The sequence below is a fragment of the Fibrobacter sp. genome, assembly GCA_024398965.1.
In the GTDB taxonomy this organism is placed as follows: Bacteria; Fibrobacterota; Fibrobacteria; order Fibrobacterales; family Fibrobacteraceae; genus Fibrobacter.
Map to the genome: position 1 here is coordinate 134,538 of JAKSIF010000006.1, position 21,435 is coordinate 155,972.

Here is a 21,435-nt window from a genome sequence, read left to right on the forward strand (position 1 = left end):
TTACCCATGTGCCCATCCATACGAAAATATGACTCATCAGACCACGATGTTTTTATTCCATCTTGGAATCAATTTTGTGAACAAATTTTAACAATTGCTGGTTTGGCGAAAACGCCTTTTGTAACTTGAAATCAAGGGTCGATGATGATCCGGCTTAAAGGAGGCTTACCATGAAAACGCTAAAACTGACTACGTTAATTCTGCTTGCTATGTTGGTCAATATGTCTTTTGCGTCCAGGATGGTAAAGTCCAAAATGGGTGATCTCGACATTATGGCAAAACAGGGCGGCAGCGAAATTCTTTGCACTATGGGTTTTGACGCGGAATTGGCTCTTATCAAGGAAGCGGAAACCGAAGCCCTGGTCAAAGGTGATTGCACCGGTTGGGTTGCAAAGTCTAAAATCGAGTTTGTTGCACAAGCCGCTGGGGATAAAGTCATTCGCGAATTTAGTGAAGTCGATATCCATGGCTGGATAGATAATCTTTCCACAATAGGCATCCTTGATGACAACGTGGAGGATTTCGAAGGTGTAACAATCGATCGAGACTTCCGTGAATACTTGACTTACACAATCGACCGTGAACAGACTGAAATGCACAACGGTGAAAATTAATCCTTTATTTGAAGCACTCCTCAAAAGAAATCCCGTTCAGCCTAGTGCTGGGCGAGATTTTTTTTCAAGTAGAAATTCTTTAATTAAATTTTATGTCATGAAAAGGGTTAGGTTTTATTGCTTGTTTGTAGTTTTGTCTCTTGCATTTTTTATGTGGGGATGTGACGGCGGTTGGAAAGATCGCAGCGAAACAATAGATGGGGTTTGGAAAAATAAAACGGAATTTTCCTATCTAGATTCCTTGACGACATTCGCTGCAGATTCCGCTGGTGTGGAATGTGAGTCGTTTTCCTGTAGAAAACTGACTATATATGTGAAAAACAGCTCGTTGGATACGGTGAGCACGAATGATCCTCTGACAATTCTTATTGAAGAGGAAATTGATTCCATTTATTATGAAGAGCACTATATAACATACCGTTGGGCCTCTAGCTTAATGTTGGATATTTATAACTGTAACACGGTAGATTGCCGAAATGCAGATAAGATTGTATTGCATAATGAAGACTATAGCTATTCTGTTTTATTGAAACAAGAAGATTTTGCTATAAAGAATTTGGGCAAAAAAGACATCCATTATTATAAGGAAGGGGATTTTTATCTAAAGCACTTATTCAACTTGAAGGTTGATGTAGAAGGTGTCCAAATTGATTGGGATATTCAGATGGGACATGTTGAGTATACGGAATGGGAACATTACCATATCGTACCAATTTTGGGGTGATAGATGAAAGACTTACTCTTATTCGTGTTGCTCTCTTTGTTCATTGTTGGCTGTAGCGATTATGAAACCTACAATGCCTATTACACTTATGAAAATGATTTGGATTCTACCGTCGTTGGATTTGAATCTTATGCAGGTCATATTGAGGAAATCAGGGCTTTTGGATTGGATTCTCTTTTTGATACAACCAGCGAAATGAACCTGCCTATTGTTTTAAGAAAAATGTGGCGGGGTGATAAAGAAGTGAATTCCGCTGTTGTTAGGGTAAGTGAATTTTCTGCGCCCTATGTCCTGGTTCGTGCGGATATTGCTTTGGGTGACAGTACAGAAGAAAAGATTTATTCGTTATACCAGCTAGTTGAAAATACTCCTAAGCATTGGAAGGAAAGCTCCTTAATCTCTGCAACACCCGGCTCCTCAATAAGGCAGATGCGTGTCATGCAGTTGATAAAAGATGGCTATCCCTATGTCGCAGCAGAACGCAAATCCCATGCTGAATTGAAAGTTGCTTTAGGTGGTTATTATGGTGGAACGGGCCTGTTTGATTTAATTGGCAGTGATCGAATGGATGCTTTCTCAAAAGATTTTAGTGATGCAGTGATGGATGATAGTTTACTGATGGTGTCTATTGCAGATGCCACCTTAGAAAAAGGAATTATAAAATGGAGTGACTCAAGTAAGAAGGTTTTTCTTCGTGGATATGTTGAAAAATATCTTGGTGTGGAATCTTGTAAAAACTCCGAGCAAAGAATTCGTGTGACGAATAAGTTATCTGCGTACTACAATGACAGCTTGGTTTGTGACTTGGATATTATTGTGTATCCAAGATTAATTGATAGCCTTGACAACAAATTTGGCGTTTGTGTAAATCATGGCGATTTGAAAATTATGGAGTGTGAAGACCGTGATTCCTCGTGCTACACATGTGGTATGGATGGATGGCGAGTTTCTACTCAATATGAAATTCTAAACCATTATGTGTTCCTGTGCGATTCTTCAAAGGTTGGTGAACGCGTTCATTGGGTGGATTCCATTTTTAAATGTACATCTAGTGGTTGGTATAGAGAGTTCATAGACTTTGGATATACTTTGGGAGAATGCAATAAGGATAATGCAGACGAGGTAAAGCAACACTCTTCTGGTGATTACTATACATGCGACAAAAAAGAGCTGAAGTGGAGAATGTCTGTTCCTGGCGATATTCTAAAGACACTCCCAGCATGCGAAAAAGGTGATGTGCTTCGTGTGGAAGAAATTGTTCTTGGAACAGATACAACTTATTTTGAGTGTGAATTCGATTACTATCACTATCCTGGAAGCGGAGGTCCCGAGGCGGGAGGCTTTAAGGAAGTAAAAAAGAGCGAAGCTCAGATTACGAAGGAACAAGTCTGGTTGTATGAAAACAAGGAATGCAGCAACCAGAATGTATCTGATTATCTTTATAATGTGGATTTGGGCGCATGTTTCTTTTGCGAGTATCAATATTGGCGTGGAGACTATGGCTGGTCTAGAGCTTCTACGCGTGATGCTGACAAATGTATCCAGACTTACAAGCACAAGTAAGTTTTTAAACCTTGACTTTAGAAGTTTCTATGGATAAAAAACACCCGCCCGGTATAACCGAGCGGGTTGTTTTTGTATGACATGTCATCCTGGAGCGACCGTAAGGGAGCGATAGGATCTAATGAGGAGGATTCTATCGGCCACTAAAGTGGCCTCCAGAATGACGCGAATGAATTACTTCTGATTCTTCTTGAACCAGTTGATGAGCTGGTTGGTAGAGGAATCGTGCTTGAGTTCGGTGTCAGCCTTCAGTTCCGGGAGGATCTTCATGGCCAGCTGCTTACCCAGTTCAACACCCCACTGGTCGTAGCTGTTGATGTTCCAGATTACGCCCTGGGTGAAGATCTTGTGTTCGTACATGGCGATGAGGGCGCCCAGACGTTCCGGAGAAACGTAGTCCATCATGATGGAGTTGGTGGGCTTGTTGCCTTCGAACACCTTGTGCGGAGCGAGGAAAGCGATTTCTTCTTCAGACTTGCCGGCCTTGCGGAGTTCTTCCTGAGCCTGTGCGAGGGTCTTGCCGTTCATGAGAGCTTCGGGCTGTGCGAAGAAGTTGGAGAGCAGCTTCTGGTGGTGATCGCCAACAGGGTTGTGGCTGTTTGCCGGAGCGATGAAGTCGCAAGGAATCATCTTGGTGCCCTGGTGGATCAGCTGGTAGAAGGCATGCTGGCCGTTGGTGCCCGGTTCGCCCCAGAGGATCGGGCCAGTCTGGTAGTTCACGCGCTTGGAGTCGCGGTCAACAGTCTTGCCGTTGGATTCCATGTCAGCCTGCTGGAAGTAGGCAGCCAGACGATGGAGGTACTGGTCGTAGGGCAGCATGGCGTAGCTGGATGCGCCGAAGAAGTTGTTGTACCACACACCGACGAGGGCGAGGATAGCGGGGAGGTTCTTTTCCACCGGAGCAGTCTTGAAGTGCTGATCCATTTCGTATGCACCCTGGTGGAGCTTCATGTAATTGTCGAAGCCGATGCGCAGAGCGATGGACAGACCGATTGCAGACCACAGGGAGTAGCGGCCGCCAACCCAGTTCCAGAATTCGAACATGTTGGCCGGGTCGATACCGAAAGCGGAAACGGCTTCGGTGTTGGTGGAAAGAGCAACGAAGTGCTTTGCGATGGACTTTTCGTCACCATTGAAGGCCTTCAGCACAGCTTCCTTGGCGGTCTGTGCGTTGGTCATGGTTTCGAGGGTGGTGAAGGTCTTGGATGCTACGATGAAGAGGGTTTCTTCCAGGTTCACCTTCTTCAGGGTTTCAGCCATGTGGGTGCCATCGATGTTGGAAACGAAGAACACTTCCGGAGAAGTTTCGCCTGCAGCCGGCTTTTCAGCATAGGGCTTGAGGGCTTCGGTAACCATCACGGGGCCCAGGTCGGAACCGCCGATACCGATGTTCACGACGTACTTGATGGACTTGCCGGTGTGGCCCTTCCAGGAACCGGAACGAACCAGCTTGGTGAAGTCTTCCATGTGCTTGAGAACTGCACGAACTTCGGGCATAACGTCCTTGCCGTCGACGCAGATGGATTCGGTACCCTTGTAACGCAGAGCAGTGTGGAGCACAGCGCGCTTTTCGGTGGTGTTAATCTTTTCGCCGCCGAAGTACTTGGCGCGAATGTCTTCGAAATTGGCAGCCTTCAGGAGATCCTGGAGCTTGGCCATGGTTTCGTCGGTGATGATGTTCTTGGAGTAGTCCAGGAAGATGCCGCAGGCTTCGGCGCTGAACTTAGCAGCACGGCTGGGGTCCTTGGCGAAGAGTTCCTTCATGTGCCAAGTCTTGGCAACTTCGGAGTGGGCTTCGAGAGCCTTCCATTCCTGAGAATCAGTCAGTTTAGACATAGATTAATCCTTTCCGCATAGCGGGAGTTGTAATTACGCGTGAAATTTAGAAACAATTAGCAACTAATAATGAAGAATGAAGTATGAAGTATGAAAAATGAAGAATGAAGAATGAGGTATGAAAATTGTCCATGAAATGTGAAAAATGGTGATTTTGACGAAATTTCGCCACTTTTTTCTTATCCATTATGGATAAATCGTCCATGAAACCTTTACGCCGATGTGAGTTTTGTGGGGTGGAATTGGGTAATTTATTGATGTAGGGGTGAGAAACCCTAGGTTGTTTGGTGAAAGGATGGTTCTTATGGAACAGCGTTACAAATCTCAGACTCGTACAATTACAAAGCAGTACGGTCCCAAGGTCGAAGCAATTTTGAGTGGTTTGCTCCTTGTTGCAGGAAGTGCTCTGCTCATGCTCTCCAATATCGTTTAAGATAGGCTTTTTAAGCCATTTGCCCCTTTGTAGTTCTTTTTCTCTCTAATGTAAATAGTCCCCGGTGTGCTGCCGGGGACTTTTTAAGTTCTAGATGCCTAGGAAGGTTTATTCATTTACGTTTTTTTGTTCTTCGTGATGGCGTGGGCCTTTGGGACCCTTGTGGAATTTCTGGAACTTTTCCTTCTGGAAGTCGCGGAACTTTGCCATCTGTTCCTTGGTGAGGATCTTGGATAGGTTGGCGGCTCCTTGGATGCGCTGGTTGAGCATTGCCTCGTTGGCGGCAAGGACGCTTGCCTTGGCGGCATTGATCTGTTCAAGGTTGTCGCTGTCCAGGGCTTCCTTCAGTTGCTTCTCGGCGTCCATTTTCTGCTTGCGGAGTGCCTTGAAGGAGGAGTCCATTTCGTTACGCTGCTGCTCCAGGGAGGCCTTCTGTTCCGGGGTTACCTGAAGTACGGAGTCCATCTCTGCCTGGAAACGATCCCTGCTGTGGCGTTCCTTACCTTGGAACTCCTTCATGTCGTCGGGTATTCCTGCATGGGGGCCAGGCATTCCGGGGCCGTGCGGACCTTTTCCTTCTATGCGGGGGCAGGGGGCGTTAGCCTTACAGCAACCTATGTATATTGCGCCGCCGAATAATCCCAGGGAGCATGCAAACAGGATGAGGCTTGCGATAAAAAGTTTCTTCATATTTTACTCCTTCATCAGGTAACTGATGGTAGTTGTGTTGTCTAAAATTTCGTAATCGTCTGAGTCAGCTTCGCCCAGGTTGTCGTACCAGCTGGAAAGTTCCGTGGATACCACGCTGTTCATTGATACGTTGCTGCTGCTTTGGCCTGAGGCTGTCATGACCAGATAAAGGCAGATGAAAATAAAGCTTGCTGCAAGAGGGATGGCGGCAGACATTCGGAACTGCAGAATGTTTCCCGCGCCCATGGCCTTTGACTTTTCAAGGTGTTTTTCAACGTCCAGACGTGCGCAGACCTTGTTCCAGGAATCTGCACGGGGTGTAATGCGTTCAAGTCCGGAGAGATCAAGCTTGTTGTCTTGCATAAATTCGCTCCTTCAGGAAGTTCCTCATAAAGTTTCTAGCGCGGCTGAGGCGAGCCTTGATTGTGCCTTCGGGCATGCTGTAGATTTCTGCCAGGTCGTTTACGCTCAAATCCTCGGCGTCCTTTAGCCAGAGCATGCTTCGTGTTTCTGCCGGCAGCTCGTTCATCCCGAGGGTTAGCAGCTGCGGGTCAAATCCGATATCGCTTTGAACGTCGCTCTTGCCGAAGGCTTCCTCTATAATGGTGTCGAACTTTTCTTCTTCAAGCTCGTGATGGCGTTTTTGCGCTCTCAGTTTCATGAGGCAGGCGTTGACGGTAAGCCTGTACAGCCAGGTGCTTAGGGCGGACTCGCCGCGAAACCCTTTGACAGCCTTGGGCACCAGGACAAATACGTCCATCAGGATGTCCTCGGCCTGGTCCCGATCCTTCATCATGCGGAAGGCGAGATTCAGCACGTTGGCGCTGTGCGCCTGCCAAAGCAGGGCCAGGGCTTCGCGGCTCCCTTCCTTTATTCTTTTAAGGATGATGTGATCGGCTGGTTTAAAACTCATTGCTTTCTTTAGATGCCCCGCGTCACATTGGGGTTGCATTGTAAAATAAAAAAATAGTTCTGTGGAGCGCTTTTGCTATATTGGGCCTATCATGCTGAAAATCCTGCAGGACAAGTTAAAGGAAGCCTTCACGTCGGTGCTACCCGTAGCGCTGATTGTGCTCGTGGTGTCCTTTACGCCCTTGGTGACCTTGTCCATTAAGGAAATGGTCGTTTTTTCCGCTTGTGCCGTTTTCCTGGTTCTTGGAATAGGCCTGTTCAATCTTGGGGCGGATTTGGCTATGACGCCCATGGGAGAACATGTGGGTGCCGGTCTTGCAAAGTCCCGCCGGCTTCTGCTCTTGGCTTCCGTATGCTTTGTGATGGGAGTCCTTATTACCGTTGCGGAGCCGGACTTGTCTGTTTTGGCTGAGCAGGTGAAGGCTGCTGTGAACCCCGGGCTCTTGATTGGAACTGTGGGCGTTGGCGTCGGTCTGTTCCTTCTTTTGTCTATTCTGAAGATTGTTTTCAAGAAGGATCTTTCCTCCATCATCATTTTCTTCTACATGGTTTTGTTCATGTTGGGAATGCTGATGATTTCCATGGGCAAGGCTGTCTTTGTTCCCCTGGCTTTTGATTCTGGTGGAGTTACCACTGGCCCCATTACGGTGCCCTTCATTATGGCTCTAGGTGTAGGTGTGGCCGGTGCCATCGGCGGCAGGCATGCAAATGAAAACAGCTTCGGTCTTATTGCCCTTTGCAGTATTGGACCTATCTTGGCCCTGATGGGGTTGCTGCTTTTCTCGAAGGGGGATTTGTCCTACCAGCTTTCTGAAAGCGCTTATTCCATTGACGCAAGTCTTGGTTGGAATTTTATCTATACGGTCCTAGGGGTTGCGAAGGAAGTGATTGTGGCCCTCGGGCTGATTGTTGTCTTCTTTACCGTTTTGCAAGTGACTGTACTTAAGCTGACAAGGGCCAAGCTGGTACAGATTGGTTTTGGCATTGTCTATACCTTTGTGGGCCTGGTGATTTTCCTTACGGCAGTGGCTGTTGGTTTTATGCCCATTGGCTTTGAACTGGGGCAGCAGTTGGCAAGAATGCCCAGGGCACTGGTTGTTGCGGGCTTTATCATCGGCATGGTGGTGGTGCTGGCGGAACCTGCAGTGCATGTTTTGAACAAACAGGTCGAAGAGATTACAGGCGGTCTTGTGACCAAGAAGTCCATGCTTATTGCACTTTCCGTGGGCGTGGGCATTTCCATCGGTCTTTCCATGCTTCGCCTGATTATGGGTTTCCCTCTTATCTATTACTTGATTCCCGGCTACTTTATTTCTCTTGGCTTGTCCTTCTTTGTTCCGAAGCTTTATACGGCCATCGCCTTTGACTCCGGTGGAGTTGCCAGCGGTCCCTTGACTTCCAGCTTTATATTGCCCTTGGCTATTGGCGCCTGCGCTGCCATTCACGATGGTGGCGATTCCATCTTGAGTTACGCTTTCGGTATTGTGGCAATGGTTGCAATGACGCCCTTGATTACTATCCAGATTCTTGGCTTTAAGGCCATTGTCTCTAGAACCCTTCGTAACCGTATGATGATGCGTCGTATCCAGGATGCGGATGACGAACAGATTATTGATTTTGTGTAGGTGATGTATGGCTGACTTTGGAAAGATAAATCCTGTAAGAAGGCGCAGTCAGGCGCATCATGACGGACATTCCCGTGTGTCCATGAATAAGCTCAAGATCATGATTACGGTTGTGGGCCGCGCCAAGGCGGATTTCTACATGGACCATATCCAGAGTTTTGGTGTGAACATGCAGATGGTTGTATTCGGCCAGGGTACGGCTCCGCTGGAAATTGCAACGGCCATGGGCCTTGTGGATTCTGAACGTGCGGTCATCATCAGCGTCATTGGTGAAGATCGTTTGCCTGCGGCCCTGGAAAGCCTGGAAGAAAAATTCAATACCATCGTTGGCGGCAAGGGAATTGCCTACACCATTCCCATGGCAAGCATTATCGGCAAGTCCATCTTTAATTTTTTGAGCGACAATAGAAACGCTGTTCTTAGGAGCGCAAAATGAACGGATTCAATCACGAAGTCATCTTTTGCATTGTGAATAAGGGGTTCTCCGAAATGGTCATGGACGCTGCCAAGGAAGCTGGCGCCCGCGGCGGTACCATTTTGAATGCTCGCGGAACGGCAAACAAGGAAGCGGAATCCTTCTTCCACATTGCAATCCAACCTGAAAAGGAAATCGTCATGATTCTTGTGGATGCAAAGATCAAGGATGCCGTACTCCATTCCCTGTACCAGAAGGCTGGCCTTGACACCATGGGCCAGGGCATTGCCTTTACCCTTCCGGTAGACAATGTGGTTGGTCTTACCCCCTGGAAGGTCGATGCCTCCAAGGCGGCGGAAAAGTCCGCATCCGAAAAGGGCGACAAGGAAGATACTTCCATTGCGGCTCGCCTTACCCAGAAGATGGTGGCCATTGTCTATCCCGAAAAGAAGACCGAAGAAAAGAAAGAAGACTAAACTTTTCTTTTCAATTAACATGGCGTAATTTGTATAAATTTACGCTATGAACATTCTCATTTATTTCCTGTTTGCGTTGTCAGGTTTTGCGGGCCTGATTTATGAAGGTTCCTGGGCTCGCTACCTAAAGCTCTTCCTTGGACATTCCAGCTACGGCCAGGTTCTGACCCTTTGTATCTACATGGGTGGCCTTGCCATCGGTAGCTTTGTGGCTGGCAAGCTGGTTACCAAAACAAAGCGCCCGCTGTTGGGCTATGGTCTTGTGGAACTGGCCATCGGTATTGGTGGTGTGGCTTACCACCCGCTGTACAATCTGCTTACAGGATTTTTCTTTGATTCTGAACTCACGGCAGGCCTAAGCTCCTGCGGCGCTGAAATCGCCAAGGTGATTCTGGCCACGGGCTCCACGCTCCCTATCGCCATTGCGGTGGGTATGACGTTCCCCTTCATTGCGGCTGGCCTTATGCGCAAGAGCGGCGCCGAGGTTTCGCTCCCCATGCTTTACTTTACCAACAGCCTGGGTTCTGCCATTGGTATTCTCGCGACAAGTTACCTGCTTATTCCAAACATCGGTAATCATGCCACCTTGATTGTGGCGGCTTCCATCAACTTCCTGCTTGCTGCGGTATTTAGCTTTATCGGTCTTGTGACTTCGCCGGTTCATTCTGTGGATGAAGACGAAAATGCCGAGGATCCCAACGAGGATTACGCAGCCGTTCACAACTTGCCCATGCCCAAGAAGAACATGTGGCTTTGGATTGCGGCAATTACTGGTCTTACTTCCTTCGTTTACGAAATTGTCTGGACTCGCTTGCTTTCCCTTTTGATGGGCTCTTCCAGCCATAGCTTCGACCAGATGCTTTCCGCCTTCATTCTGGGTCTTGCCATCGGTAGTGCGGTCAGCGGTAAGCTCTTGAAGAAGGATAGTCTGGTGGTGCTTTCCTTGGCCCAGATTTTCATGGCCTTCTTTGCCCTCTGCACCTTGTACTTCCATCAGCCTTTCTGGGCTATGATGAATGAGGCCAACCAGATTTTCAATCCCACTACAGACGGTTACGTTTGCTGGAGCCTCTTTAAGTACGGCCTTTCCCTTCTGTGGATGGTTCCTACCAGCTTCTTTGCAGGCATGACTCTGCCCTTGATTACTTTGATTCTTACCCGCGCTTTCAAGAGCGAAGCTCCCATCGGAAAGGTCTACGGCTGGAATACCCTGGGTTCCATTCTTGGTTCTGCTGGCGGCGGCCTTTTGCTGTTGCCTCTCCTGCAGTTGAAGGGTGCTCTTGTTCTTGCCGCTGTTCTGGACTTTGCCATCGGCTTTATCCTGTTGGCTGTTTACCGCAAGCGCTGGCGCCATAACGTGATGTTCTATGTGGTCGCCGCCGCCATGGTTCTTCCCTCGCTGTTTGTAAGCTTTGATCCGTCGCTGATTACCTCCGGCGTGTTCCGTTCCTACAAGAACATGCATCCTAACGAAAAGATCCACGTGATTGACGGTAAGACTGCAACAATCAGCTTCCACGAATCTAAGGTCCACTACTACGTAAAGACTAACGGTAAGGCTGATGCCAGCTTGAGCAAGGACCGTACTCAGCCCATTTCCAGCGACGAACTGACTCAGGCTGCTACCGCCTTTATGCCTATGGCTGTAAAGACGGAACCCTATGATGCCGCCATGGTGGGCTTTGGAAGCGGTATGGGTGCTCACTACCTGCTGGCCGACCCGCTGCTGAAGGATTTTGACTGCGTGGAAATCGAGGAAGCCATGATGGACTTGGCCAAGGGCTTCTATCCGTACAATGCCCGCGGTTACGATGACCCCCGTATCCATATCTTTATCGATGATGCAACCACATTCTTCCATACCAATCGCCGTCAGTACGACATGATCATCAGCGTGCCGTCCAATCCCTGGGTTAGCGGCGTGGCTGGTCTTTTTGCTCACGAGTTCTACGCCAAGATGCGCCGTTACATGAAGCCGGGAGGACTTTGGGTTCAGTGGATCCAGACCTATGAATTCAATGACTTGATGTTCTTGAATATCTTGAAGGCCTTGGACCAGACTTTCCCCTACGTAAGCCTTTACAAGTCCACTGATGAACCGGACATCATTATGATTGCAAGTGATGAGCCTGTTTACCAGAAGGGCATCGGCCGATTCAGTACGGATTCCGTGATGATCAAGGAATTTGAACGAATCCATCGCGATCCTGAATTCTTTGGCGAAAGGAACTTCCTCTTTACCAACAAGATGGTGTCCTCCTTGCTGGAAGGTGTCGAACCCAACAGCATCTTTGTTCCCATGGTGGATAACCGCGCCGAGGAAGCCCGCTTTGTTCATTCCGAGGCTCACATTGTCCAGATGTTTGATTCTTGCGAAGTGTGCTGGCAGCAGTACCTGAGCCCCGAGGATTTTGCCCTTCGTAGGCCGGCCCGCGTCAAGGCTATGGTTGAAAACGAACAGGATGGATTCCTGAAGACGGGTCTTGCTGCTTATGCGGAAGAACTGACCCAGGCTGCGAAGAATGATACCTTTACGGTTCAGGCTCAAGAAACTGTTGCCGCTGTAGACAGCGCTGTTACTGATTCTGCGAAGGCCGTAAATCAGGATTCCGCCGAAGCCGTGGTTCCCGAGAACCCACGCCTTCTTGCTCTTGAGGCTTCCTCTGGCTATTTGAAGTTCCGTGAGGAATACGCCACCTATATGAGGAGCATCCCGCTGGAGGCCCGCGACACCAATGCGGTCTATGTGAAGGTCCGCGAAGCTGTCGCAGCCAATGGCTTCCCTCAGTCTTTCGCAGACGAGTTCAACATTACGGAAGCCGCCCGTGCCGCCGACTACGCCCGCGGCGCCCTCCTGATCGCCGACTTCTACGACCGTTATGAAATGATCGACATGGACGAGTTCTTCCTGAGAAACTGCGTCCTGGTGTCTCTCATGGCAGGGGAGGCCGACCTGGCTGATGTCATCTACAAGAACGCCATTCAGCGTAACGACCGCTTCTTCGCGGTAGAAAAGCGCCTGATGGAACGCGAGATCCAGAAGCTCCGCAGAACCCTCCAGGCAAGAAAGTAATCTTCCGGGATTGATTTCCTGCAGAACTCTCAAGGCCAAGCGCTAATTGCCCGCGGATCTTTCCGCGGGCTTTTCGCATTTCGGGGCGCCGTCAGTTAAAATAAAAAGACCTGCAGTAAAACTGCAGGCCTTTTCTATCTCAAATTTTTACTTGGCTAGAACATGAAGTTCACGCCGGCGGTAAGACTAAAGGTATTCAGGGAAGATTCGTAGAAGGTTTCTTCTGCAACCAAGGTCTTGTTCAGCAGGCTGGTAAAGCATTGAACGGCTCGAATGTCGACGCTAACCCAGCGGGTGAGCATGTAACCGATGTCCAAGGCACCGCCCACTTCCATGCCGGATGTGGCCACCGTATTTTCACGAGTTCCGCCACTGCTGCTGAATTCGGATGTTCCATTCAGCTTGAGGCCCAAGTTGACGCCAAGGCCTACGTAGACACCAAGATCTTCGAATGTGTAGCGTACAATAACCGGAATTTCGAACATGAAAATGTCGATGGAGGCTTCGTTGGTGTAAATCTCCATGTCCTTTTCGTAGGTGTAGTAACGATAGTTGAAAGTCAGTTCAGGAACCAGGCTCAAGTTCTTGACGCCCAAATTCATCTTGAGCATAAGACCTGCACCGCCCTGGAAACCCATGTTCCAGCCATCGGAATTTTCACCAAAGAAGGTGTTTGTACCGACTTGGGCGCGGACACCTAGAAGCACAGAACGGGAGAAGCCTTCGTTGCGCTGCTTGTTGATATCGGCTTTCTTTGTGCCTTCAGCCTTGTACTTGGCATAGGCGCTGGCGTATTCCTCGTCGTCGGCAAATTCGCTATCTGCGGAGCCGTCGTAGGTGGCTCCTTCTTCGGCGGGAGCTTCTTCGGCAGTTGCTTCGGGGGCACTTGCTGCAGAAGCCCATTCGTCATCGGAATCAGAATCCTGAGCCCAGGTGGGGAGGGCGAAAGCCAGTGCAACTGAGGCTATGCTTGCAAATTTCTTGAAATTCATGGTCAAATAATAATAAACGAACTGTATATTCTCCGCCCTAAAACTAGATTCTTCGTGTAAAAAGAGTGTTGAAAAAAAAGTTTACCAAAAACCGGCTGTTTTGGCCTGTTTAGAGCATAAATGACACACCCAGGGACGGGTGGAAAGTCATAATGTTGGAACCTTTCAAGGAAGATTCTGCAAGAAGGTTGGTTGCCAGCAGGTTGGAGAAATTCTGGACGACCCTAAGATCAATGATAAAGTGCTTGTTTACAACGAACTGAAGGTCTGCAACAGCTCCGATTTCAACACCTTCCGTGGGCATGGTGTTGCTGCGTTTTTCCTTGGCGTGACGATCCTTGGTGTCGATGGTCTGACGGAATTCGGAATCCCCCTGCATCTTTAAACCGATATCGCCACCAAGCCCCAGATAGAAGCCGTCGTCAACAATGGCGTATCGGATCATGACTGGAATTTCAAAGAGCATTTCGGTGATAAGAGCTTCGTTATGACCGTAGTCCGAATCATGTTCGTAATTGTAGCGCCTGTAGGTATAGTCTATACCTGCCTGGACGCTAAAGTCCCTAGAAACAGGGAGCGCTGCAGAAAAACCAATGTTCCCGTCGAAACCGATTTTCCAACCGCTGGATTTTTTTCCGAAGGCGGTATTTGCGCCAAGGCCTGCGCGGACGCCGAATTGGATTTTACGAGCGAAGCCTTCTTTGCGGGCCTGGTAGTCGTTTTTGGATTCAGTTACAAAATAATCTCGTGAATCCTCTTCGTCGTCCATATCAATTACGTTATTTTTTGTGGAATCGGCAGCGGAAGAGTCTTGTACAGAGGAGTCAGCTACGGCAACATTCGTGGAATCCTGGATGGCATCTTGTGCAGGATCCTGGTAGGATTCGTTGGATTGCTCTTGGTTAGGATATTCTACTCCACAACCATCGCCAACGCAGTTTGATGCGCTTTCTTCTCCGGTGCCCTCAAAAACGCCTTGGGCAAAGGTGTTCCCGGACAAAAGGATTAATAAAGAAATGATAAAAGAAAACTTTGTGGCGTGCATATTTGAATTATAATTTTTTTTGAGAGTGTTGGAACATAAAATTAGCTGTTTGTGTATATTTGGGAATAGGTTTTAAAGGAGTTTTTATGCGCAATATATGTCTTATTTGGCGAGGCCTTGCCTATGTGGCTCTGGTTGTTGCGTCTTCCATTGTGATATGTGCATGCGGCGATGATTCGTCCGCAGGTGCAAAGGACAATTCTCAATTAGGTGATTCTTCTATTCCAAGTGAAGATCTTGAAATACTAGGTTCATGCGAAGATGGTTTAGATGGACGAGTTGTAGGAATTGTGGATGAAAATGGTGAGACGGATTACCTCTGTAAGTCAGGAACTTGGACTGCTATAAGTGAAGAGGAAGCTTTTTGCGTATTGAATCCTCTATTGTGTCGTGAGAGACCTGTAGAAACATGTTCATCTGAGGAAGAGGGACAATACAAGACCGTAAGTGATACAATTTTGAGATACCAAGAGGGTCATGTTCTAGCGGAAGACCTGTACTATCACTGTGTTGAAGGCGAATGGGTGAAGACGGAATATCGTGGACCTGTAGAATCCTGTACTGCAGAAAACGAAGGTGTGGTGGATACTTTTACCGTTTATAGCGGCCGATTTCATACGGACTATTATTTTATTTGCAATGACGGCGTGTGGAAGGAAACGGGAAAACCTGCTGGCCCCAGTGTAAGTGAACAGTGCACCAAGGAAGATACGAAGGTGGGGGATACTTGCGTTGTTTATAGACCATCGGAAAACGAAGGCTCCCTTGGATTGGCGGGAACCAGCGTAAAGTATGTCTACACAGAAGCGGGAGAATGGGAACCCGTTTGCCAACTTGCTGCTAATGGCGAATGCAAGGAAGAATAACAACAGAGTGGTTTATGTGCTTACAAAAAAGGGAGTCCTGCTAGGCGGGATTCCTTTTTTTCTAAATTTCCGCCGTAAAATTTATCCCGCGTGTCATCCTGAGCGAAATGCCGTAGGCATGAAGTCGAAGGATCTAGCTTCCTGGATGGTTCGCAAGAGGTATCTTAAAAATGGCAAAGTACAATCCGCAAGAAATTGAAACCAAGTGGCAGGCTTACTGGGCTGAACATCAGACCTTCAAGACTGGCACCGACCAGTCCAAGCCCAAGTTCTACTGCCTGGACATGTTCCCGTATCCCAGTGGCGCAGGCCTCCATGTTGGTCACCCCGAAGGTTACACCGCAACGGATATCATTTGCCGCTACAAGCGTTCCAAGGGTTTCAACGTCTTGCACCCCATGGGTTGGGATGCCTTCGGTCTCCCTGCTGAACAGTATGCAATTCAGACCGGTACCCATCCGGCAATTACCACCAAGAAGAACTGCGACAATTTCCGTCGTCAGATCCAGCGCCTCGGTCTTTCTTACGACTGGGAAAAGGAAGTGAACACCACCGACCCGAAGTACTACAAGTGGACTCAGTGGATCTTCAAGCGCCTTTACGGCACTTGGTTCGATGAGGTCCAGCAGAAGGGCCGCCCCATTGAAGAACTGCCCATTCCCGCCGATGTTCAGGCTCAGGGTGCTGCCGAAGTTCGCAAGTTCAAGGATTCCAAGCGTCTCGCTTACTACGCCGACGCTCAGGTCTGGTGGTGCAAGCACTGCAAGATTGTTTGCGCTAACGAAGAAGTTCTGAACGACGGTTCTCACGAAAAGTGCGGCACCAAGGAAGTGGAACGCCGTAACCTAAAGCAGTGGCTCATGCGCATCCCGCATTACGGCGACCGCTTGCTGAAGGGCCTCGACAAGCTTGACTGGCCCCAGGGCGTGAAGGACATGCAGAAGAACTGGATCGGTAAGAGCCAGGGTGCAGAAGTGGATTTCGCCATCGCTGATGCAAACGGCAAGCCCACCGAAAACAAGCTCCGCGTTTATACCACCCGTTGCGATACCCTGTTTGGCGCAACCTACATGGTGGTGGCTCCTGAACACAAGCTGGTTCCGACCCTCACTACTCCGGAACAGAAGGAAGCTGTGGAAGCCTACGTTCACGCCGCCGCCCTCAAGAGCGATTTGGACCGTACCGAACTCGCCAAGGAAAAGACCGGCGTATTCTCTGGCTCCTACGCCATCAACCCGCTGACCGGCACCAAGATTCCGGTTTGGGTGGCTGACTACGTTTTGACTGGCTACGGTACCGGCGCTATCATGGCTGTGCCTGCCCACGATACCCGCGACTTCGAATTCGCAAAGAAGTTTAACCTGCCTGTCATTTGCATCATGGAACCGGACGCAAGCTGCCCGGAAGACGTGAAGCCCCAGGTTCTCGCTGGCGAAGCATGCTGGGCTGCCGACGGCACCTACATCAACAGCCAGAACGACACCCTCTGCCTCAACGGCCTCAACAAGGAAGCTGGCAAGGCTAAGGTCATCGAATGGCTGGAAGCCAACAAGATCGGTAAGGCTACCGTGAACTACAAGCTCCGCGACTGGCTTTTCAGCCGTCAGCGCTACTGGGGCGAACCGTTCCCCATCATCCACTGGGAAGATGGCGAAATCTCTACCGTCGATGATGCAGAACTCCCCGTGCAGCTGCCGGACCTGCAGGACTACAAGCCGGGTGACGGCGGTCAGTCTCCGCTGGCCAACGCAACCGAATGGCTGAACGTGGTTGACGCTAACGGCCGCAAGGGCGTTCGCGAAACCAACACCATGCCGCAGTGGGCTGGTTCCTGCTGGTACTACCTCCGCTATATCGACGCCTGCAACGGTGACGCATTCCTGGCCAAGGAACTCGAAAAGTACTGGATGCCCGTCGACCTGTATGTGGGCGGTGCAGAACACGCTGTGCTCCACTTGCTGTACAGCCGTTTCTGGCACAAGGTCCTCTTCGACCTGGGCCTCGTCTCTACCGACGAACCCTTCCAAAAGCTCTTTAACCAGGGTATGATTCTTGCCTTCGCTTACGAAGACGCAGCCGGCTCCAAGGTTCCCACCGACGAAGTGGAAGAAAAGAACGGTAAATTCTTCAAGAAGGGTACCGACATCGAACTGAAGCAGATCGTTGCCAAGATGAGTAAGTCCCTGAAGAACGTTGTGAACCCGGATGACGTGGTTCGCGACTACGGTGCAGACAGCCTTCGTTTGTACGAAATGTTCATGGGTCCTCTGGATGCCGTGAAGCCTTGGCAGACCAAGGGCATCGAAGGCATGAACCGCTTCCTGGGCCGCGCATGGCGTTCTGTGGTGGGTGACGACGATGCAGCTCCCGTCTTCGTTGACGAAGCCGCTCCGGAGGAAATCCAGAAGATTATGCACCAGTCCATCATCAAGGTCACAAGCGACATTGAAAACATGAGCTTCAATACCGCTATCAGCCAGCTGATGATCTTCAACAACGAAATGATGAAGATGGACAAGCGCTACCGCGAACCTTGCGAAACCTTCGTAAAGCTCCTGCAGCCCTTTGCACCCCACATCGCTGAAGAAATGTGGAGCATCCTCGGCCACGAAGGTTCCCTCACCAACGTGGCATGGCCTGAAGCCGACGCAAGCAAGGCTGTGGAAAACACCGTCGAAGTCGTGTTCCAGGTGAACGGCAAGCTCCGCGCCAAGGCAAATGTCGCTAAGGACATGGACAAGGCTGCTTTGGAAGCCCTCGCCATGGCTAACGAACGCGTTCAGGAGTTTACCAACGGCAAGACCGTTGTTAAGGTCATCGCTGTTCCGGGCAAGCTGGTGAATATCGTTGTTAAATAGTGGATCGCCGCGGGAGCGGTAAAGCTCCGCTCCTTGCGTGTCATTCCCCCTGCGGGGACCATGCGCACTAAGGCAACAAGTTGCCAAGTGCTGTCCGCCCTGAGCGAAGCGCCGTCGGCGCGAAGTCGATATAGAATTGTTGGCAACTTGTTGCTCTACAATTCTTAGGTTCGAAGGAGCAGGATCTAGCAAATAAAAACGCCCTGAAGTTCAACGCTTCAGGGTGTTTCTTGTTAGGAGAAGATTTATTATACAGTAAGCACGCAAGGTTCTTCGTAATCAGCTAGTAAGGAATCGTGCGTCAAGAACGTCATTCCCTCGGCTTTTGCCTGTGAAATGAGAATCTTGTCAAATGGATCTTTATGAGCTGGTGCTTCTGCTTTACGATTTAGTGTGTGCAGCAATTTTACATGACCGCTTCGTAAAGGCAACTCTATGAATTCTGCTTGCTTGCATTTGGATGCTACATCGGCACCGGAACACATCATTTCGTTGGGACGGATGATGTGCTTAATTTCAATTTCCCAAATAGAAACACTGCTGACGAAAATGTCGTTATTCGGATCATCAATAATTTGTTTAGCTTGTTCGGAAAGTTTTTCGTCTCCGTTTAGGTACCATAAGACAATGTGGGTGTCTATCAGTACTTTCATTAGTTTACCCCGAACATTTCTGCAATTTCGTCGTTGCAGGAATCAATGTTGTCAGGATAACGCAACTCCCCTTTTGCCATGCCGAATTTACGTTTGCTAGAAGCTTTCTCATTTTGTGCGATGCGCAAAAGGATTGAATCCAGGAAAGCTTCGATTTCCTGTTCGTATTCCGCAGGGATTGTACGAATTTTTTCTTCAAGCAGTTCAAACGGCATATAGACCTCCTTATCAGGACGAATATATAATAAAATTAGGACGCAGGCAAGCTGAGATTGTTGAGGGAGAAGACAAAAGGCGACATTGAAGAAGATGTCTTGCTAATAGATGTTTGAACCTCGTATTTTTCTTCAATCTACGAGGAAATTACGAGCTTTTTTACGAGGTGATTTACGAGAAATCTTGAAATTTACTCAAAAAAGCCAATTTGAACCTCGTAATTTGCAATTTTTATTGCTTAAAATTGTAGGGAGTCGCAGGCGAAAAATTATTCTCCCTTTTGGAGTCTTTGGTTCATGGGTGAGTACAAAAAAAGGCGCGGAACTTCCTCGCCAAAGATGGACCTGGGTCTTTTGACCAGTCCGATGAAACAAGATATACCTATTTTTAGGTTTATAGTCAAGTTACTTCCGTTTTGGAATAAGAAAACCTTGAAAATAATGGCGTTTGAATGAATTTAGGCCGAAAATAAGGTTTTTGCTGAGGCAAGTTTAACCTGTTTAGCCTGTTTTTATTTATCTTTAAATTGAAAATAGAGTTTTTGCTCTTGTTCCCGAAGCGAAATATCGACAATTTCATCTAAACGAGGACAAGGCGAGCGCTCACGCAAGCATGCCGTTTTGCGCGGTATGTTTCAGTTTGCTGTACCGGCTTTTTTAAGCTGGTCTTTTGGCTGTATAAGCCATGGGCAACAGCCCTTTCGGGGCGTGGGTCGTTTGCGTTTATCGTTTAGAGGCAGTCGATAGCCCCGCTTTGGTAAATGCAGCGATCCACGTCCTTTTTTTGTTTCCTGAAAATAGATGTGGTTCTTTGCGGAATGGGGGGGAGGCTCTTACTAAGTAAATATTAATGGAGAAAAAATGAAAAAAGGTTTTCTAGCTTTATTTATCCTTGCGTTAAGTCTTTTGGGCTGCAAAGATGAGTCTCCCGAGATTAAATTAATCAAAAACGGAACTTTATTTGGCTATAATAATATAACCATAGGCCAGGCTTTTGATAATTCCTTTGGTAGCACTGAATGGCGTTATTTTGTTACGGCAAAGGGGGTGAAGGTTGTTGAAATGAGAGGGAATATAGATGTTGCTTTCCCTATATTCTTTCGCCCGCATCTTCGTTATGACAGTAATGGTTCTCCAAATAAATTTTTGGTGCAGTTTATTATAGAAGCTAACGGGACGTCGTTTAAAATCTCTTCCGTAAGCCTTGGAGATTACATTTTCAGTCAAAAACAAATAGAAAATATTCTTAATTTCATTTATTCCGACCATGTGTTTATAAAACCGTTAATTGACGTTAGCAAAATTATGGAGGAAAAGGAAATATGGACTTTTGACAGTAAATGGGTTAATACGAATTCGAGGGATACTACAAGTAGGGCTGGAATACAATTTTTTAGATGTCCATTGCCCGTAGTAGAAGATTACTATCAGCGTCAGGGGTACGGCTATTTTGTTATAAAGAAACTTGTAAGTGTGAATATGCTTACGCTTCCCAATGGGGTCAAATTTGCGTATTGGCCTGAAAATGCATATGGAATTTCTGAAAAGGTCTCCCTAGATCGCATCGCAGGAAGAGACTCGTGTAATTGGGGTAGTAATCTTGTATGTCCGGATGGCTTTCGAAAAATTAATGATCATGCCGAAACGGGGGTGGATGGTGCCGTTTTAAAATTTATCCGCGAATATCCTGAAGTTGAGGAATATCTGAATCCTGTTGTGTCCTTTTATTCTGGGAGTCGAAGAAATATCATTTGCTTGTTAGAAGAAAATAATGCGAATTCTATCGGGTCTATGCAGGATTCGGTAAAAATTACGGATGATTTTATAAATGAAGTGAAGGCTAAAATGCTTGTAGCAGCAACCGAGTATACAAAGGAACATTATTCCTATGAAAATGGTGTGCAAAAATGTATCGATATTCAATTGTCAAAAGATTTCTATTTACAATTGCAAAAACGTGATAACGAAGTGTTTTTAGATACTAAATGTGAGGTACATGAAGGTGAACAAGTTTGGGATTTAGATCATTCTTATTCGTATAAAATGGATGATCAGGGGAATGTGACGGTAACGGGGGAATGGGATGGGGAATAGCTAATTGAAAGATAACACCTTGAAGTTAAGGCTTCAGGGTGTTCTTTTTAAACGCCGTACTTGGGGCTGTGAACGTCCGAAATCATCATCGGTTTATGACGAACACTTTTCGGCTTTGAGTAGTGCTCCACATATTTTACCAAGACGGCGTTAATAAGCGTTTGGTACTTTGATCCGCTCTTTTCTGCGGCGTCCTTGAAAAATTGCACGCAAGCAGAATCTAGCTGAATTGTGATTTTTTCTTTCTTCTCTCTTTTCGCAAGTTCTGCAGGAGGAGGAAGAAAGTCTTCAATTTCAATGACGGCATCCAATGCCTGAACGATTTCCTTGCTAGGGCTTTTGTACATGTTC

General features: G+C 47.9%; 19 protein-coding genes. 10 read left to right on the plus strand and 9 right to left on the minus strand.

All coding sequences use genetic code 11. The features are described 5' to 3' along the window. The first annotated feature begins 170 nt into the window (after positions 1–170). From MJZ26_04605 to MJZ26_04615, 3 genes are read left to right on the plus strand one after another with little or no spacing between them, the layout of a single operon-like run. The gene (locus MJZ26_04605; protein ID MCQ2105055.1) at positions 171–614 is read left to right on the plus strand and encodes a hypothetical protein; all 444 of its coding nucleotides are present in this window, start codon (positions 171–173) and stop codon (positions 612–614) included. After that, on the plus strand, positions 604–1,338 hold the full coding sequence (locus MJZ26_04610) for a hypothetical protein (GenBank protein ID MCQ2105056.1): 735 nt from the start codon (positions 604–606) through the stop codon (positions 1,336–1,338). The genes MJZ26_04605 and MJZ26_04610 overlap by 11 nt, the downstream gene beginning before the upstream one ends. A gap of 3 nt (positions 1,339–1,341) precedes the next feature. Next, positions 1,342–2,901: a hypothetical protein gene (locus tag MJZ26_04615; GenBank protein ID MCQ2105057.1), complete on the plus strand. Its 1,560-nt coding sequence runs from the start codon at positions 1,342–1,344 to the stop codon at positions 2,899–2,901. A gap of 174 nt (positions 2,902–3,075) precedes the next feature. Here MJZ26_04615 and pgi read toward each other — a convergent pair whose 3' ends face one another. The 4 genes from pgi to MJZ26_04635 form a co-directional block, all read right to left on the minus strand. Then, positions 3,076–4,737: a glucose-6-phosphate isomerase gene (pgi, locus tag MJZ26_04620; protein ID MCQ2105058.1), complete on the minus strand. Its 1,662-nt coding sequence runs from the start codon at positions 4,735–4,737 to the stop codon at positions 3,076–3,078. A gap of 541 nt (positions 4,738–5,278) precedes the next feature. Further along, positions 5,279–5,860, minus strand: coding sequence for a hypothetical protein (locus MJZ26_04625; protein MCQ2105059.1), 582 nt, complete (start codon positions 5,858–5,860; stop codon positions 5,279–5,281). Positions 5,861–5,863: 3 nt separating this feature from the next. After that, entirely contained in the window at positions 5,864–6,223 is a 360-nt protein-coding gene (locus MJZ26_04630) for a hypothetical protein (protein ID MCQ2105060.1), read from the minus strand. Then, on the minus strand, positions 6,204–6,773 hold the full coding sequence (locus MJZ26_04635; protein MCQ2105061.1) for a sigma-70 family RNA polymerase sigma factor: 570 nt from the start codon (positions 6,771–6,773) through the stop codon (positions 6,204–6,206). Before MJZ26_04635 ends, MJZ26_04630 begins: the two co-directional genes overlap by 20 nt. A 91-nt stretch (positions 6,774–6,864) precedes the next feature. Between MJZ26_04635 and MJZ26_04640 the strand changes: the two genes are divergently transcribed. From MJZ26_04640 to MJZ26_04655, 4 genes are read left to right on the plus strand one after another with little or no spacing between them, the layout of a single operon-like run. Then, positions 6,865–8,397, plus strand: a complete 1,533-nt coding sequence (locus MJZ26_04640) for a DUF1538 domain-containing protein (GenBank protein ID MCQ2105062.1) — start codon at positions 6,865–6,867, stop codon at positions 8,395–8,397. A gap of 7 nt (positions 8,398–8,404) precedes the next feature. Next, a complete protein-coding gene (locus MJZ26_04645) occupies positions 8,405–8,833 on the plus strand; it encodes a hypothetical protein (GenBank protein ID MCQ2105063.1) in 429 nt (142 codons plus the stop codon). Continuing rightward, on the plus strand, positions 8,830–9,288 hold the full coding sequence (locus MJZ26_04650; GenBank protein MCQ2105064.1) for a P-II family nitrogen regulator: 459 nt from the start codon (positions 8,830–8,832) through the stop codon (positions 9,286–9,288). The genes MJZ26_04645 and MJZ26_04650 overlap by 4 nt, the downstream gene beginning before the upstream one ends. A gap of 46 nt (positions 9,289–9,334) precedes the next feature. Beyond that, complete coding sequence (locus MJZ26_04655) at positions 9,335–12,361, plus strand: fused MFS/spermidine synthase (GenBank protein ID MCQ2105065.1); 3,027 nt, start codon at positions 9,335–9,337, stop codon at positions 12,359–12,361. A 155-nt stretch (positions 12,362–12,516) separates the two neighbouring features. Here MJZ26_04655 and MJZ26_04660 read toward each other — a convergent pair whose 3' ends face one another. Then, a complete protein-coding gene (locus tag MJZ26_04660) occupies positions 12,517–13,353 on the minus strand; it encodes a hypothetical protein (GenBank protein MCQ2105066.1) in 837 nt (278 codons plus the stop codon). Between the two features lie 109 nt (positions 13,354–13,462). Further along, positions 13,463–14,353, minus strand: coding sequence for a PorT family protein (locus MJZ26_04665; GenBank protein MCQ2105067.1), 891 nt, complete (start codon positions 14,351–14,353; stop codon positions 13,463–13,465). A 131-nt stretch (positions 14,354–14,484) separates the two neighbouring features. Between MJZ26_04665 and MJZ26_04670 the strand changes: the two genes are divergently transcribed. Both MJZ26_04670 and leuS read left to right on the plus strand, forming a co-directional pair. Beyond that, positions 14,485–15,264 (plus strand): hypothetical protein, encoded by a 780-nt coding sequence (locus MJZ26_04670; GenBank protein ID MCQ2105068.1) that lies wholly within the window; start codon positions 14,485–14,487, stop codon positions 15,262–15,264. Between the two features lie 170 nt (positions 15,265–15,434). Next, positions 15,435–18,122, plus strand: coding sequence for a leucine--tRNA ligase (gene leuS / locus MJZ26_04675; GenBank protein MCQ2105069.1), 2,688 nt, complete (start codon positions 15,435–15,437; stop codon positions 18,120–18,122). Between the two features lie 248 nt (positions 18,123–18,370). Here leuS and MJZ26_04680 read toward each other — a convergent pair whose 3' ends face one another. Further along, on the minus strand, positions 18,371–18,775 hold the full coding sequence (locus MJZ26_04680; GenBank protein MCQ2105070.1) for a type II toxin-antitoxin system VapC family toxin: 405 nt from the start codon (positions 18,773–18,775) through the stop codon (positions 18,371–18,373). Next, entirely contained in the window at positions 18,775–18,990 is a 216-nt protein-coding gene (locus MJZ26_04685; GenBank protein MCQ2105071.1) for a hypothetical protein, read from the minus strand. Before MJZ26_04685 ends, MJZ26_04680 begins: the two co-directional genes overlap by 1 nt. An 861-nt stretch (positions 18,991–19,851) precedes the next feature. On the opposite strand from MJZ26_04685, the gene MJZ26_04690 reads away from it, so the two are divergent. Next, positions 19,852–21,084, plus strand: a complete 1,233-nt coding sequence (locus MJZ26_04690; protein MCQ2105072.1) for a hypothetical protein — start codon at positions 19,852–19,854, stop codon at positions 21,082–21,084. Between the two features lie 47 nt (positions 21,085–21,131). Here the strand turns inward: MJZ26_04690 and MJZ26_04695 are convergent, their stop codons facing one another. After that, positions 21,132–21,431: a BrnA antitoxin family protein gene (locus tag MJZ26_04695; GenBank protein MCQ2105073.1), complete on the minus strand. Its 300-nt coding sequence runs from the start codon at positions 21,429–21,431 to the stop codon at positions 21,132–21,134. Positions 21,432–21,435 lie beyond the last annotated feature (4 nt).